General features: G+C 66.9%; 13 protein-coding genes and 1 riboswitch. Of the genes, 5 read left to right on the forward strand and 8 right to left on the reverse strand.

All coding sequences use genetic code 11. From position 1 onward, the window contains the following. Position 1: 1 nt before the first annotated feature. Genes IVA79_RS23705 through IVA79_RS23725 form a run of 5 tightly spaced genes read right to left on the reverse strand, consistent with a single transcriptional unit; the run spans position 2 to position 6,444 of the window. Positions 2 to 631, reverse strand: coding sequence for a precorrin-8X methylmutase (locus IVA79_RS23705; RefSeq protein WP_247557299.1), 630 nt, complete (start codon positions 629 to 631; stop codon positions 2 to 4). Then, complete coding sequence (gene cobG, locus IVA79_RS23710) at positions 631 to 1,794, reverse strand: precorrin-3B synthase (RefSeq protein WP_247557301.1); 1,164 nt, start codon at positions 1,792 to 1,794, stop codon at positions 631 to 633. The genes IVA79_RS23705 and cobG overlap by 1 nt, the downstream gene beginning before the upstream one ends. Continuing rightward, positions 1,791 to 5,039: a cobaltochelatase subunit CobN gene (gene cobN / locus IVA79_RS23715; RefSeq protein WP_247557305.1), complete on the reverse strand. Its 3,249-nt coding sequence runs from the start codon at positions 5,037 to 5,039 to the stop codon at positions 1,791 to 1,793. Before cobN ends, cobG begins: the two co-directional genes overlap by 4 nt. Further along, positions 5,039 to 6,073, reverse strand: a complete 1,035-nt coding sequence (cobW, locus tag IVA79_RS23720; RefSeq protein WP_247557308.1) for a cobalamin biosynthesis protein CobW — start codon at positions 6,071 to 6,073, stop codon at positions 5,039 to 5,041. Before cobW ends, cobN begins: the two co-directional genes overlap by 1 nt. Next, complete coding sequence (locus tag IVA79_RS23725) at positions 6,070 to 6,444, reverse strand: DUF1636 domain-containing protein (protein WP_247557311.1); 375 nt, start codon at positions 6,442 to 6,444, stop codon at positions 6,070 to 6,072. Before IVA79_RS23725 ends, cobW begins: the two co-directional genes overlap by 4 nt. 93 nt (positions 6,445 to 6,537) lie before the next feature. After that, positions 6,538 to 6,760: riboswitch (cobalamin riboswitch) on the reverse strand. Between the two features lie 40 nt (positions 6,761 to 6,800). Between IVA79_RS23725 and cobO the strand changes: the two genes are divergently transcribed. Beyond that, positions 6,801 to 7,436: a cob(I)yrinic acid a,c-diamide adenosyltransferase gene (gene cobO / locus IVA79_RS23730; RefSeq protein WP_247557314.1), complete on the forward strand. Its 636-nt coding sequence runs from the start codon at positions 6,801 to 6,803 to the stop codon at positions 7,434 to 7,436. Positions 7,437 to 7,442: 6 nt separating this feature from the next. Then, positions 7,443 to 8,891, forward strand: coding sequence for a cobyric acid synthase (locus IVA79_RS23735; protein ID WP_247557318.1), 1,449 nt, complete (start codon positions 7,443 to 7,445; stop codon positions 8,889 to 8,891). Here the strand turns inward: IVA79_RS23735 and cobD are convergent. Then, entirely contained in the window at positions 8,880 to 9,845 is a 966-nt protein-coding gene (gene cobD / locus IVA79_RS23740; protein ID WP_247557321.1) for a threonine-phosphate decarboxylase CobD, read from the reverse strand. The genes IVA79_RS23735 and cobD overlap by 12 nt on opposite strands. Before the next feature lie 11 nt (positions 9,846 to 9,856). Further along, positions 9,857 to 10,798, reverse strand: coding sequence for an adenosylcobinamide-phosphate synthase CbiB (cbiB, locus tag IVA79_RS23745; protein ID WP_247557324.1), 942 nt, complete (start codon positions 10,796 to 10,798; stop codon positions 9,857 to 9,859). A gap of 121 nt (positions 10,799 to 10,919) precedes the next feature. Here cbiB and cobU point away from each other — a divergent pair, with 121 nt between their 5' ends. From cobU to bluB, 3 genes are read left to right on the forward strand one after another with little or no spacing between them, the layout of a single operon-like run. Beyond that, the gene (gene cobU / locus IVA79_RS23750) at positions 10,920 to 11,423 is read left to right on the forward strand and encodes a bifunctional adenosylcobinamide kinase/adenosylcobinamide-phosphate guanylyltransferase (RefSeq protein WP_247557327.1); all 504 of its coding nucleotides are present in this window, start codon (positions 10,920 to 10,922) and stop codon (positions 11,421 to 11,423) included. After that, a complete protein-coding gene (gene cobS / locus IVA79_RS23755; RefSeq protein WP_247557330.1) occupies positions 11,420 to 12,202 on the forward strand; it encodes an adenosylcobinamide-GDP ribazoletransferase in 783 nt (260 codons plus the stop codon). The genes cobU and cobS overlap by 4 nt, the downstream gene beginning before the upstream one ends. A 3-nt stretch (positions 12,203 to 12,205) precedes the next feature. Beyond that, on the forward strand, positions 12,206 to 12,838 hold the full coding sequence (gene bluB / locus IVA79_RS23760; RefSeq protein ID WP_247557333.1) for a 5,6-dimethylbenzimidazole synthase: 633 nt from the start codon (positions 12,206 to 12,208) through the stop codon (positions 12,836 to 12,838). Positions 12,839 to 12,968: 130 nt separating this feature from the next. On the opposite strand, the gene IVA79_RS23765 is transcribed toward bluB, so the two are convergent. Next, positions 12,969 to 14,657 (reverse strand): ShlB/FhaC/HecB family hemolysin secretion/activation protein, encoded by a 1,689-nt coding sequence (locus tag IVA79_RS23765; protein ID WP_247557337.1) that lies wholly within the window; start codon positions 14,655 to 14,657, stop codon positions 12,969 to 12,971. Positions 14,658 to 14,661 lie beyond the last annotated feature (4 nt).

The raw sequence follows: 14,661 nt of genomic DNA on the forward strand, positions 1-14,661 counted from the left end.
GCTATTCGCTCCGGCTCGCCAGCGCGTTCACGGCCGCGACCGTGATTGCGGAGCCGCCGAGGCGGCCTTCGACCGTCAGCGCCGGCGCAGGCGGAGCGGCCATCAGCGCAGCCTTGGATTCGGCCGCGCCGACAAAGCCGACCGGGCAGCCGATGATCGCCGCCGGCCGCGGACAGTTTTCGTCCTCCAGCATGTTGAGCAGATGAAACAGCGCGGTCGGCGCGTTGCCGATTGCAACGATTGCGCCGCCAAGATGCGGCCGCCATAACTCCAGCGCGGCGGCCGAGCGGGTGTTGCGCATGGACTGGGCCAGCGCTGGAACGGCCTCGTCTCCGAGCGTGCAGATGACGGCGTTGGCCGCGGGCAATCTTGCGCGCGTGATCCCTTCCGAGACCATGCGCGCGTCGCACAGGATCGGGGCGCCTCTCAGCAAGGCGGCGCGCGCGGTTGTCGCCATGCCCGGCGTGAAACGGATATGCGCCTCCAGGCCGACCATGCCGGCGGCATGGATCATCCGCACCACCACCTGCTCTTCATCAAGCGAAAAGCGCGCAAGGTCCGCCTCGGCGCGGATCGTCGCAAAGGATTGGCGATAAATCGCCGCGCCATCGGTTTCATAAATGTGCGGCATCAGTGCCCTCCCACCAGGATGGAGGGATCGCTGACGATGTCGGCGCCGTTGAGCCCACGCAGAACCGGCTCGTCTCGCGTCGAGCCGTCGCGGACGAGATCGAAGCCGGTGCACGTCGCAACCAGCGTGATCCCAGCCGTGCCGGAATGGGCACAGCCCTTGCCGCAGCCGGAGACGTGGAGGCGCGCATCGGCGGCGATGCGCGGCGCGAGCGCGGCGGCCAATGCGCGTGTATCGGCATGCGCTTCGCGGCAGCGCGGCGCGCCGCTGCAGGCGATAACGCGCAGCGCGGGATCAAACGGCTCGGTGATGAGGCCGGCCGCGCTCGGCATCTCGCGCTTGCCCTCGCTCAGCACCATCCGCCATGGCGTCATGCGCAGCGCATGTCCGCAACCGGCGAATTGATGCAGGGTCGTGTGCAGCATCTGCCCGAACGCGACGCCGACCATCGCGCCTTGCGGATATTGTCCGGGCCGCAACGCCGCCATCATGGGCGCTGGCTCGGTCTCGCCGCGCAGCGATTGAGGCAATGCCGCGCCGGACGCGATGTGGGCAGCCATGCGCCCTCGCCCGCCCCTCGCCCCGCCGGAGACCAGGAACCAGCTTGCGAGCGCGAGCACGGTGCTGACCGCCTCGCCGCGTGCGACCGAGCGGCCGAGCCTCGCACCATCGGCCCGCACCAGAAGACGGCCCGACCGATCGCGCTCGATCCGTATATCGGCGGAATCGCCCGCGAGCACCCGCGATCGTCCGTCATCGATGGCGAAGCCGAACTTGGTGGGAAGCGCGAGGCCGCTGTCGGCAAGCGCCTCCTCCAGCTCGGCGGCGAGCGACTGTGTTTGGTCGCCGCCGCTCCAGAACGGCATCACCAAGATATTGCGCCGGGCTTCGACATCGGCGTCGGGGTCGAGCAGTGCCAGTTGCGCGAGGCCGTCGAGCAGCGGTCGATGGCTTTGCTCACTGACGCCCCGGATCTGCAGATTGGCGCGGCTCGTCACGTCGATCAGACCATTGCCGTGTCTTCCGGCGAGCTCGGCAAGCCCGGTGATTTGTGCTGGTTCAAGGCGCCCACCGAACGGACGCACCCGCACCACGAGCCCGTCGCCCGATTGCATCGGCCGCAACGCGCCGGGACACCAGCCCTTGACCGCAGAAGCGCTCATGAGGCCTCCCGCAGCGCCGCCGCGATCGAATTCCGGCGCGTTTGCCAGAGCGCCGCATCATGCAGGCGCGCAAAACAGGTTTCCATCGCGGCGAGCGCCTGCGGATTTTCGCGCGCCATGAACGTGCGGACGTCTTCGTTGCCGAGCGTCGCGTCGTAGTAGAGATCGAACAGATGCGGCGGCACGGCATCGGCGAGATGCGCGAAGGCGGCCATGTGCTCCAGCGTCGCGGTGATTTCGGCCGCGCCACGAAAACCGTGGCGCATCATGCCGGCGATCCAGGCCGGATTGGCGGCGCGCGCCCGGACGACACGGGAGATTTCCTCGGTCAGCGTGCGCGCATGCGGCTGCTCGGGGCGCGTGGTGTCGAGGTGATAGAGAGATGGTGCTGCCGCGCCGAGATGCGCGGCGGCGGCAGCAACGCCGGCTTCATGCGCGGCATAATCGGCGGCGAGCAGCAGGTCGGTTTCCGGCAGATCCTGGACGTGGACAAAGGCATCGGCCGAGGCGAGGCGCCGTTCGATGCCGGCGCGATCGGGTTGCATCGCGCCATCGGCCGCGAACGCCCAGGACGACGTCGACAGCCAGGCTTCGCCCGCGGCCTCGCGCGTCTCCGGCGTGAACGCGTCCGGGATCGCCGACAGACCGACGCCGTATTGTCCGGGGCGCGGCGCAAACACGCGGGAGGTGCGGTGGCGGTACGGATTCTCCTCGCCCTCGTCCTCGCGGCTCGCAAGCGCTTCGGCTGCCGCCTCGAACAATTGCGCAAGGCCCGAGAAGACGTCGCGGAACAGGCCGGAGACCCGCAGCGTGACGTCGATGCGGGGGCGGCCGAGCTCGGCCGGCGCAATGATGTCGTAGCCGGTGACGCGGCCGGAGGCGTGATCCCAGCGCGGTGCAAGGCCGGCCAGATGCAGCGCCATCGCAAACTCCTCGCCGGCGGTGCGCATCGTCGCCGAACCCCAGAGGTCGACCACGAGGCCTTTCGGCCAGTCACCGTGATCCTGCAGGTGACGGCGCAGCAACTCTTCGGCGAGCTTGATGCCCTGCGCGTGTGCCGACGGCGTCGGCACCGCGCGGGGATCGACGGCGAAGAGATTGCGCCCGGTGGGCAGCACGTCCTGGCGGCCACGATAGGGCGAGCCCGATGGTCCGGGCGCGACACGCGTCCCCGCAAGCGCGGATCGCAGCGCATCGCGCTCCGCATCGCCGCAGGCGCCGCGGCCGAACACGTGCAGGCCGTCGCCGAACTGGCTTTCCTTGAGGTCGCAGACGAAGCGATCGATCCGCGGAATCGCTTCGGCCGGCGCGGCCGATGCATCCAAACCGAGATCGTCCTCGAGGCCCGCCGCACGGGCTTCGTCGCGGATCGCAGCGATCAATCGCTGGCGGCGCGCGGGATCGAGACCATCAGCGGTCGAATATTCGTCGAGCAGGCGTTCGAGCCGGCGCAGGCCCTCCGGCACCACAGAGTTTTCCAGCGGTGGCGGCAAATGGCCAATCGTCACGGCGCCGATGCGCCGCTTGGCCTGCGCGGCCTCGCCGGGATCATTGACGATGAAGGGATAAATGATGGGCAGATCGCCGATCAGCGCTTCCGGCCAGCACGCCTGCGACAGCGCCACGGATTTTCCGGGCAGCCATTCCAGCGTGCCATGCGCGCCCGTGTGCACGACGGCGTCGATCCCCTGCTCGCGGAGCCAGAGGTGGAACGCGACATAGGCGTGGCGCGGCGTGCGTGCGAGATCGTGATAATCGGCATCGCGCGTCGTTGCATCGCCGCGCTCGGGCTGGACCGCGATGATCGACCGGCCGCACTGGATCGCAGCGAAGTGGAACGCGTCGTCGCGACAGCTCGGATCATCCTCCGCCGCGCCCCAGGCTTGCGCGAGATCGTCCTGCAGGGATTGCGGCAGGCGCGAGAGCGCAGTGCGATAGTCTGCCACGTGCCAGGTCAGTTGCTGCTTGAGCAGCGTCTCGCCGAGAGCCTGGACCGGTGCGACATCGAAACCGATCTCCGCGAGATCGGAAACCAAAGCCTCGACCGAGGCCAGCGCATCGAGGCCAACAGCGTGCGCGATCTGGTGCGGGCGTCCCGGATAGTTCGAGAGCACGATCGCCAGCCGCTTCTCACCGGCAGGCTTTTCCGCGAGGCGCCGCCAGGCCGCGACGCGTGCGGCGACGGCCTTGACGCGCTCCTCGTCGGGCCTGTGCGCCAGATGCGAGAATTGCAGATCGGGGTCGCGCTGCCCTGCCGACTTGAAGCTCACCACGCCCGCGAACAGACGGCCGTCGACCTCGGGCAGCACGACATGCATCGCGAGATCGCCGGGCGAGAGGCCGCGCAGCGACTCCGCCCAATCCTCGCGCCGTGCCGTGGAGAGCGCGACCTGGAACACAGGGCATGACGCGGCGTCGAACGGTGTCGTGCCATCGTCGCCCAGGGCCGAGAACGCCGTCGCGTTGACGATCGCGGCCGGAGGATTCTTCGCAAGATACACGCGCAGCCAGTCGGCAACGCCCACGGCCTTCAGCGAGGTCACGAACACGCCACAGGCATCAAAGCCGCGCTCGCGCAACGCCGCGATCAGGGCATCGACCGGGCCGGTGTCCGCAGCGGTAAGATAGGAGCGATAGAACGTCACCAGCGCACGCGGCCTGCCCTCGCCGTGCGTCGGCGCGGCAATGACGCCGCGCGCGGGCTCGTAAAACCCCATCTCGGGCACGCTCATCTCGCCGACGACTGGCCCCGCATAGAGCCCCGAGGCGAGCGCGAGCTGCGCAATCGCGGCTTGCGCCGCGACCGGGCCGCCGGTGTCGCAGAGCACCTTGAGCCGACGCAGTGTCGAGATCGGCAAGGTCGAGTACGCATCGAGCCTGACGTCATCGCGGCCGTCGGCCGGCAGCACGGCCAGAACGATGCCACGATCCTTCGCAAGTTGCTGCAGGGCCGCGAGCCCATACGGCCAGTAGGATTCACCGCCGATCAGGCGCACCAGGATCCCGCGCGCCTGCGACAGCGTGCGCTCGATATAGGTGTCTACCGAAAGGGGATGACGCAGCTCGGCGAGATTGGCGAGCCGCAGCGACGGCAGGCCATCGCGGCCACGGCGCCAGCCGGCCGCGAACGCGGCAAGGTCGGAATCCGAATACGAGAGCACCACGAGATCGGCCGGATCCTGGCCGATGTCTCTTGGCGTCGCGGTCTCCTCGAGACCGCGGCTCTCGCGGAAGACGACGTGCATCAGATACCCAGTCCTGACCTGATCGCTGCCTCGTCGATATCGCCGTGCTCGCCGATCACGACGAGCTTGGACTGACGCGCGCCTGCGCCCCAGGGCTTGTCGAACTGATGGCGCACGCGCTCGCCGACCGCTTGCAGCAAGAGGCGCATCGGCTTGCCCGCGACCGCGATATATCCCTTGGCCCGCAGCACGTTCTGCTCGCGCGCCAGCTTCTGCACCGACGCGACCAGCGCATCGATGTCAGCCACTTCAGGCAGATCGATCACGACCGAGGCAAAGTCATCGTGCTCGTGCTCCTCCTCGCCGTCATGATGCGAGGGACGTGCGGCAAGATCGTTCTCGGCGGCGGCGCCGAGGCCGAGGATGAGGCGCGCGTCGATCGCGCCGTCGGTGACGGGAAGCATCGGCACGCGGCGCGGCATCTCGGCGGTGATCGCAGCCTTGGCGGCTTCGATCCCTGCGCTGCCCGCAAGATCGGCCTTGGTCAGCAACACGATGTCGGCGCAGGCGATCTGGTCCTCGAACACTTCCGACAGCGGCGTCTCATGATCGAGATTCTCGTCCGCCGCGCGTTGCGCCTCGACAGCGTCGGGATCGGGAGCAAAGCGGCCGGCTGCGACAGCCTCGGCATCGGCCAGCGCGATCACGCCGTCGACCGTGATGCGCGAGCGGATCTCCGGCCAGTCGAACGCCTTCAACAGCGGCTTCGGCAATGCCAGGCCCGAGGTCTCGATCAGGATGTGATCGGGCCGCACCGGGCGCGCTAGCAGTTTTTCCATGGTCGGAATGAAATCGTCCGCGACGGTGCAGCAGATGCAGCCATTGGCGAGCTCGACGATGTTCTCTTCCGGGCAGTTCGCGTCGGCGCAGGACTTCAGAATCTCGCCGTCGACGCCCTCGCTGCCGAACTCGTTGACGAGCACCGCAAGCTTCTTGCCGTTTGCATTGCTCAGCAGATGCTGGATCAACGTGGTCTTGCCGGAGCCGAGAAAACCGGTGACCACCGTCACCGGGACTTTTGCGAGTGAGTTCATTCGGCGGCCTCCGGCACGACGGCAACAGGGGGAATGCGGGCAAGCGATTGCTTGCGGAAGATTTCGGGACGGCTGCGCCAGGGCACGATTCCGTCGGGCGCCGCCGCATAGGCCACAGCGCCCGCGACCACGTCCTGCGCGTTGGCATCCGAGAGCCGGCCATAGACATAGGACCAGCGGCCGGGCGCGCTCAGCGCGACCGAGCAGCCCTGGCTGCAGGCCGACAGGCATTCGACGGGAACCACATTGACGCCATCGGGCACGCCGGCGTCGAGGATCGCACCATGCAGGCGTTTTCCGGGCGTCGTCTCGCCCTCGCCAGGCGTCTCGCCAGCGCGGCAGGTGATGCAGACGTGAAGTGTGACGGTCATCGCCTCTTCCAGATAACAGCGGGAGGCGATGAGGCACACGGACCATTCTCCAGAAGGCCCGTTTCCCCGTCGCGGAACACCCCGTCCGCCGGTCCAAAACTCGTCCGCGCTGGCAGGTCTCCCGGCTTGCGGAGCAGGGTTTTGGCCCTTCGATCCCCGCCTTCCCGATTCCCTGAGGGAATCAGTGGCTTCGGGCATCTCTCCGGTCACGGTCGCGGGGGCGGCTGCAGTTTGGACCCAAATCTTGCCGATTCGGACCCTATCGCATTCCCTCTTCGCCTGTCATAGGACAGGAACCAACGCCGGGCCACCATTTGCCCGTGGCCGCCTCTTGTCAAGCCGAAGGACCGGGACCGATGACACCTGAACCGGATATCCAAACCGCCGAGGAAACCGACGCCCGCCACGCCGCGAAAATGGCGAAGAAGAAGGCCGCCCGCGACAAGATCATGGCGACCAAGAGCGGCGAAAAGGGACTGATCATCGTCCACACCGGCGCCGGCAAGGGCAAGTCGTCCTCGGCCTTCGGCATGATCGTCCGCTGCGTTGCGCATGGCTTTCCCTGCGCGGTCGTGCAGTTCATCAAGGGCGCCTGGGACACCGGCGAGCGCCGCCTGCTCACCGGCCATTTCGGCGAGCTCTGCCAGTTCCATGCGATGGGCGAAGGCTTCACCTGGGAGACGCAGGACCGCGCCCGCGACATCGCCGCCGCGCGCGCCGGCTGGGAGAAGGCCAAGGAGCTGATCCTTGATGAGCGCTTGCGCATGGTGGTGCTGGACGAGATCAACATCGCGCTGCGCTACGACTATCTCGACATCGCCGAAGTGGTCGAATTCCTGACGACGCAGAAACCTGCGATGACGCATGTCGTGCTCACCGGGCGCAACGCGAAGGACGAGCTGATCGAGATCGCCGATCTCGTCACCGAGATGACGCTGGTCAAGCACCCGTTCCGTTCCGGCATCAAGGCGCAGGCCGGCGTCGAGTTCTGAAATTCGATGGCACGCGCGCTGATGATCCAGGGGGCCGGCTCGGACGTGGGCAAGTCGCTCATCGTCGCCGGTCTCGCACGCGTCTTTACGCGCCGCGGCCTGCGGGTGCTGCCGTTCAAGCCGCAGAACATGTCGAACAACGCGGCCGTTACCGTCGATGGGGGCGAGATCGGCCGCGCCCAGGCGCTGCAGGCGCTCGCGGCCGGCGTCGAGCCGCACACCGACATGAACCCGGTGCTGCTCAAGCCCGAGACCGATGTCGGCGCGCAGGTGGTCGTGCAGGGCAAACGCATCGCGACGGCGCGTGCGCGCGACTATGCGGCGATGAAGCCGTCGCTGATGGGCGCGGTGCTGGAAAGTTTCGAGCGCCTGAAGGCGCGCGCCGACCTCGTGCTGGTCGAGGGCGCCGGCAGTCCGGCCGAGGTGAATTTGCGCAAGGCCGACATCGCCAATATGGGCTTTGCCCGCAAGGCCGACGTGCCGGTCGTGCTGGTCGGCGACATCGACCGCGGCGGCGTCATCGCCCAGCTCGTCGGCATCAAGACGGTGATCGATCCTGACGATGCCGCGATGATCCGGGGTTTTGTCATCAACAAGTTCCGCGGCGATCCCACCTTGTTCGACGACGGCTACAGACTGATCGAAGAAAAAACCGCCTGGCGCGGCTTCGGCGTGCTGCCCTGGTTCGCCCGCGCCGGCGAGCTGCCGGCCGAAGATGCGCTGGGCCTGAGCGACGCGCGCAAGCCGGGTCAATGCAAGATCGCCTGCCTCGCGCTGTCGCGGATCGCCAATTTCGACGATCTCGATCCGCTCAAGCTCGAAGCGGGCGTCGATCTCGTGATGGTGCGTCCGGGCGAAGCCATCCCCGGTGACGCAAGGCTTGTCATCATCCCGGGCTCAAAAGCCACCCGCGGCGACCTCGCCTTTCTGCGGGCGCAGGGCTGGGACATCGATCTGCTCGCGCATCACCGCAGGGGCGGCCATGTGCTCGGCCTCTGCGGCGGCTATCAGATGCTCGGGCGCAGCGTTGCGGACCCGGAAGGAATCGAAGGTCCTGCGGGCGACACACCCGGCCTCGGGCTTCTGGATGTCGAGACGGTGATGAGCCCGCAGAAGACGCTGACACGCGTCTCCGCCATGCATGCCGCGACGGACCAGCCAATCGACGCCTACGAGATCCATATCGGCCACACCGACGGGCCCGATCGCGCGCAGCCATTTGCGAAACTGAACGGCGAGCCGGAAGGCGCGATCTCCAGGGATGGCCGCGTGCAGGGCAGCTATTTGCACGGCCTGTTCACGTCGGATGATTTCCGCAGAGCGTTCCTGGCAAAGCTCGACATTCCCGCAGGCGAGGTGCCCTATCACGCCAGGGTCGAAAGCACGCTCGATGCCCTCGCCGATCACATCGAAAAGCATCTCGACGTCGAAGGCCTGCTCGCGCTAGCGCGCTAGGACTTCGCCAAGGCGCGTCCATTCGGATTCGCTGCCGGGAAGCCCGAGGCGTAGCCATGTCGGCTTTTGCGCGAACACACGCGACCAGATTTGCGCGCGCGCGAGCTTCTCCTGCGCGGCAAGCGCATCAGGTGCCTCGTAGAGCCGAAAAAGCGGCGTCCCGCCAAGCAGCTGCCAGCCATGCGCCAGTGCCATCGCGTCGAGGCGGACGCAGTCGCGCGCAAGCCGCGCGGATGTGGCCTTGGCCCAGGTATCATCGCGCAAGGCGCGGCAGCCAATCGTGATCGCAACGCCCGACACCGGCCATGGGCCCGACGTCGCGGCGAGCTTGTCGATGTCGACCACATCACCGATTGCGAACCCGAGCCGCAGCCCGGCCAGTCCATAAAATTTTCCGAAGGAGCGCAGGACCAGCAGTCCCGGACGATCCGCTTCGCCCGCAAGTGACAATTGCGGAACCGTGTCGGCAAAGCTCTCGTCGATCACGAGACGGCCGACGCGCGGCAGCAATGTCAGCAAATCCTTTGGCGCATGACGCCGGCCATCGGGATTGTTGGGATTGACGACGATAGCGAGGTCCGCGCCTTCCAGCGCGTCGAGCTCCCCGATCTCCTGCACCTGCCAACCCGCGGCCGTCAGCACACCGGCATATTCATTATAGGTCGGCGCGAGAATGCGTGCGCGGCGGGGGGCCGCGAGTTGCGGCAGCAATTGGATAGCCGCCTGCGCGCCGCCAAGTGCAACAATCGGCGCGCTCGTACGATAGGCGTGCTGCGCGGCCTGATGCAAGGCGTCGATCTCGGCGCGCGAGGGCAGCGCACTCCACGCGCGCGCGCTCACCTCGCCGACGGGGTAAGGTAGCCGGTTGATGCCGGTCGACAGATCGATCCAATCCTCCGCGCGTCCGCCAAAACGCTGCTGGGCCAGATCGAGATTTCCACCGTGCTCGCGCATGCCTCGTTCTTTCACGCGAAGGCCAGGATCGCAAGCAGGCCTGCGAGTAGCAGCATGGCGCGGCGGTAGACCGTCAGTGCTTCGTCGATATCTGCGGCATGCGGATCGCGCGCACCCTCGTTCAGCCAGGGCTCGTCGGTGACGCTGCCGTGATAGATGCGGGGGCCGCTGAGCCGCACACCGAGCCCGCCCGCCATGGCCGCTTCGGGCCAGCCGGCATTGGGCGAACGGTGACGGCGCGCATCGCGCGTCATGCACGCCAGCGCCTCCGACCGGTGCGGTGTCAGCAGCACGAACATGAATCCGGTCAGCCGCGCCGGAATGAAGTTGGCGACATCATCGATGCGCGCCGCGGCCCAACCGAAGGCCTCATGCCGTTCGCTGCGATGGCCGATCATGGAGTCCAGCGTGTTGATCGCCTTGTAGCCGAGGATGCCGGGCAGGCCGAACAGCGCGCCCCAGAAAACCGGCGCCACGATGCCGTCGGACGCATTCTCCGCAAGGCTCTCGATCGCCGCGCGGGCGATTCCGGCTTCATCGAGCACTGCGGGATCACGGCCGACGATACGCGAGACCGCCTCGCGCGCTCCGGTGATGTCGCCGGCGCTCAACGGCTTTGCGACCGCAGCCACATGATCATGCAATGAACGCAGCGCGACCAGAGGCCAGGCCAGGACACCCACAATCACGACCTGGACCCAACCCGAGGGAAGCAAGCACTGGACCGCCCAACCGATCACAACGGAAAGCGCAATCACCAGCAGTGCTCCGGCGATGCCAGCAGCGCGGCGGAGCGCCGGCGGATCGGAGGCGCGATTCCAACCGCGATCCATGGCGCCGATCACCCGGCCCAGCCAGGTCACGGGATGGCCGATCCGCGCGAACAGCCACGACGGCCAGCCCGAGAGGGCATCCACCACCATCGCCACCACCATCGCGCCCGCAAAAACCAATCCTGCCTCCTGTCCCGCCCCTGTTGCGCAAAGGAAGGCGCGAGCGCAAGCCCCCAGCCGCCTGATTTCGGCTTTGTCTTTGGCCGCGTTTGGTGATTAGTCAGGCCCACAGGAGAGTTTGATGGCCGTCATCTTGATCACGGGCGGAGCGCGATCGGGCAAGAGCAAGCGTGCGGAATTGCGCACGCGCGCCTTTCCCGGCCAGCCCGTCTATGTCGCGACGGCCGAGGCGCTCGACATCGAGATGGAGGCGCGGATCGCCAGGCATCGCGCGCGGCGCGGAACCGACTGGATCGAGCGCGAGGTGCCACTCGATCTCGTCGAAGTTCTGGTCGCAACCGACGGCGGCGGTGCAAGGCTGGTGGATTGCCTGACGCTGTGGCTCTCCAACCTGATGCACGAGCAGCGTGATTGGGAACGTGAGGTGAGCAAACTCGCGGGCACCCTGCCTCGTCTGAAAAGCCCCGTCGTTTTCGTCACCAACGAAGTCGGCCTCGGCATCGTGCCCGACAACGCGCTGGCCCGCAGCTTTCGTGACGCCGCCGGGATCATGAACCAGACGATCGCGGCCGCTGCCGATGAAGTTGAGTTCGTTGTTGCCGGCCTGCCGATGAAGCTGAAATGATGCCGCGCGCCGAGCTTCTCAAGGACATCATTGCCGATCTCAGGATGGCGGCAGCGTTCGTGACGATCCTTCCTGTGGCATCGTCGAAGCCTGCGGCTGACGGCGCGATCGCGCGCGCGACCTGGGCCCTCCCCGTCGCAGGACTCTTGGTCGGCCTTGCCGGCGCGCTGGTCTACAAGATTGCCAGCCGGTTCGGGCTGTCACCGAACCTTGCTGCCCTGCTCGCTTTGGCGACGACCGCTCTCATCACCGGCGCGCTGCATGAAGATGGCCTTGCCGACACCGCCGATGGGCTCGGTGGCGGGCGAACGCGCGAGCGCAAGCTCGAGATCATGCGCGACAGCCGGATCGGCACCTATGGCGTCTGCGCACTGATCCTGTCGTTCGGCCTGCGCTGGAGCGCGCTCGCGACGATCGCCAATCCCTTCGCCGTCACGCTCGCATTATGCGCCGCGCATGTCGCGGCCCGCGCGGGCGTGCCGGCTTTCATGTCGCTGGTGCCACCGGCGCGGCCGGACGGGCTTTCGGCGAGTGCGGGAGCGCCACCCGGCCGCAGCGTCGCCATTGCGTTCGCGCTTGGAACGGTCGCGCTCGCCCTCGCGTTAGGGCCGGGCAAGGCACTGGCCGGCTTGATCCTGCTATCGCTCGCCGGGTTTATGCTGGCGCGACTCGCCATCCGTCAGATCGGCGGACAGACCGGCGACATCCTCGGCGCGTTCGAGCAGCTGGGTGAGATCTTGATCCTGCTGGTTGCCGCCGCCTTCCAGATGGGACGCTAGTTCATGGTCGAGTTCGACGACATCTTCCGCCAACATTTGCGCGAGCTGTTCGTGTGGCGGCGCGACGTGCGCCGCTTCCGAGTTGACCCGCTTCCGGCCGGCGCGATCGACCGCCTGATCGAGACCGCGTGCCTGTCGCCCTCGGTCGGCCTGAGCCAACCCTGGCGCTTCGTCATCGTCGACGATGCCGTGCGCCGCCGCGCCGTGACGGACGATTTCAGGGCGTGCAACGCCGACGCTTTGGGTTCATATGCCGGCGAACGCGCCGCGCGCTATGCCACGCTGAAACTGTCGGGCCTGGAGCAAGCTCCCGGCCACCTCGCCGTGTTCGCCGACAAGGCCAGCGACATCGGCCACGGCCTCGGCCGCGCGACGATGCCGGAGACCACAGAATATTCCGTGGTCGCCGCGATCACTGCGATGTGGCTCGCCGCGCGCGCCGAGAGCATCGGCATCGGCTGGGTCTCGATCCTCAATCCGGATCGTATCCACGCCATTCTCGACGTGCCCGATACCTGGAAGTTCATCGCCTATCTCTGCATCGGCTATCCCGAAGCCGAATGCGACCGGCCCGAGCTGGAGCAGGCGAAATGGGAGCATCGGCGCGGACCGGAGGAGTTCACGCGGCGGCGTTAGCACGCCGGACTATCCTCCGTCATTGCGAGCGAAGCGAAGCAATCCAGAATCTTTCCGCGGAAAATGGTCTGGATTGCTTCGTCGCAAGAGCTCCTCGCAATGACGACGGAGAGAGCCTCAGGCCCTCCCACTACGACTTGCTCCTGCCGGCCACTGCCGCCACGGGCGCGGGGCTTTCGGGCTTCTGGAACATCAACAGCGGCCGGAAGATGACGCGGCCATAGGCTTCGTAATGGTTCTGGGTCGACACCGCCATCTTCAACGGGGTCGCGTAGTTCGCCTCGAACGTCATGAATGGCGCATAGGTCCAGGAGAAGCCGACGCCGACGGACGCCATTTCGGTGACACCAGGGAAGGTCGAGTACACCGCACCCCAGTCGGTGAAGATATAGGTGTCGAAACCCCTCAGCCATTGCGACCAATTGTAGTGCAGCTCGGCGTTGAAATAATAGCCGCTGTCGCCGGAGGCGGCATTGGAGGGATAGCCGCGCACGGTGGTGGGACCGCCGATCGAGAAGATCTGATCGCCCGGCAGCAGCTTCTCCTGCGTGTATTGCCAGCTCGCCAGCACATTGGCGCTGAAATTCGCCGGCCCCGCGGCGCTGGTCGCGACCAGCGAGCCGGTATAGGTGTTGAACGCGCGGTTATTGCCGAGCACGTAATCATGCCACGCGATGTAATTCACCGCCGGCGCGACCGCGATCGAATAGGTGTCGCCGGACTTGGTCACCGAGACCCCCGCCGTGGTCTTGTCGTAGTGATCGTCGGTGACGGCGACGGTGGCGAAGCGACTGACCGTCTTGCCCTCGGTCAAGGCGGCGTTGAGCAGCACCAGCCAGTCCTGTGTCGCCCAGACCGGCTGGCTGAAATTGACCGCGGCCTGGCTCGAGCGTCCCGTGACGTCGAGCGCGACGAACGGCCCCTGGATGATCTTGATCTTGCCCTCGGTGTAGCTGACGCCGGCGCGGCCGCCCCAGGGATTGACCGGGATGCTGTAGGCAACGTTGCCGTTGAGATTGCCGTCGGAGCGGACGCCGTAGAAGGTCAGGCGGTCGTCGACGCCGAACAGGCCGTGGCGCTTGTAGAAGGCCCCGCCCTCCCAGCGTCCGGTATTCTCGGAGCCCTGGTTGTCGGTGAAGAGCTGCAACGTGTCGACCGGCGGCTCGATCACCGCAAACTGGAGGTCGGTGAGGCCAAAACTCGTGCCGGGCTGCAGCAGCGCCTTGATTTGCACGTGGTTGGTCCGGTTGAACCAGATCACGTCGCGGTTGAGTTTTGGAACGTCGAGCACCTCGCCTTCGGGCTCCTTCACGCGCTGAAGGATGTAGTCGGTGCGAGTCTGCTTATTGCCCTCGACGGTCGTCTTCTGCAGACGGCCTTCGGTCAACTTGACGCGGACGATTCCGCCCTTGGCGTCCTGCTCGGGCAGCGTCGCGATGCCCGTGACGATGCCGCGCGCGGTGTAGATGGCGTTGATGTCGGCGACAAGCTGCAGCAGCGCGGCGATGTCGACATCCTTGCCGATATACTTCTTCGCGATCTCGTCGAGCTCAGCCGGCGTGATGAACTTGGACTCGTCGAACGTGACCTTGCGCAATCGGAATTTCGGCCCGCCCGGCTTCAGCAGCTGGGACTTTTCCCGCTCGCCGCCGATCACCGCCGGCCCTGTGAGCTTGGGCGGCGCACTCTGCTGCTCGAGCTGCCGCCGCTGCCGGTCGACGTCGTTCTGGATCACGCCCGGATTGATCGACTGGGCGCGCGCGGAGGCGATGCAGGACGCCGCCAGCCCGACCGCCAATGCTGTCCCCCGAATCCGCATCCCC

Source organism: Bradyrhizobium sp. 138, assembly GCF_023074075.1.
In the GTDB taxonomy this organism is placed as follows: domain Bacteria; phylum Pseudomonadota; class Alphaproteobacteria; order Rhizobiales; family Xanthobacteraceae; genus Bradyrhizobium.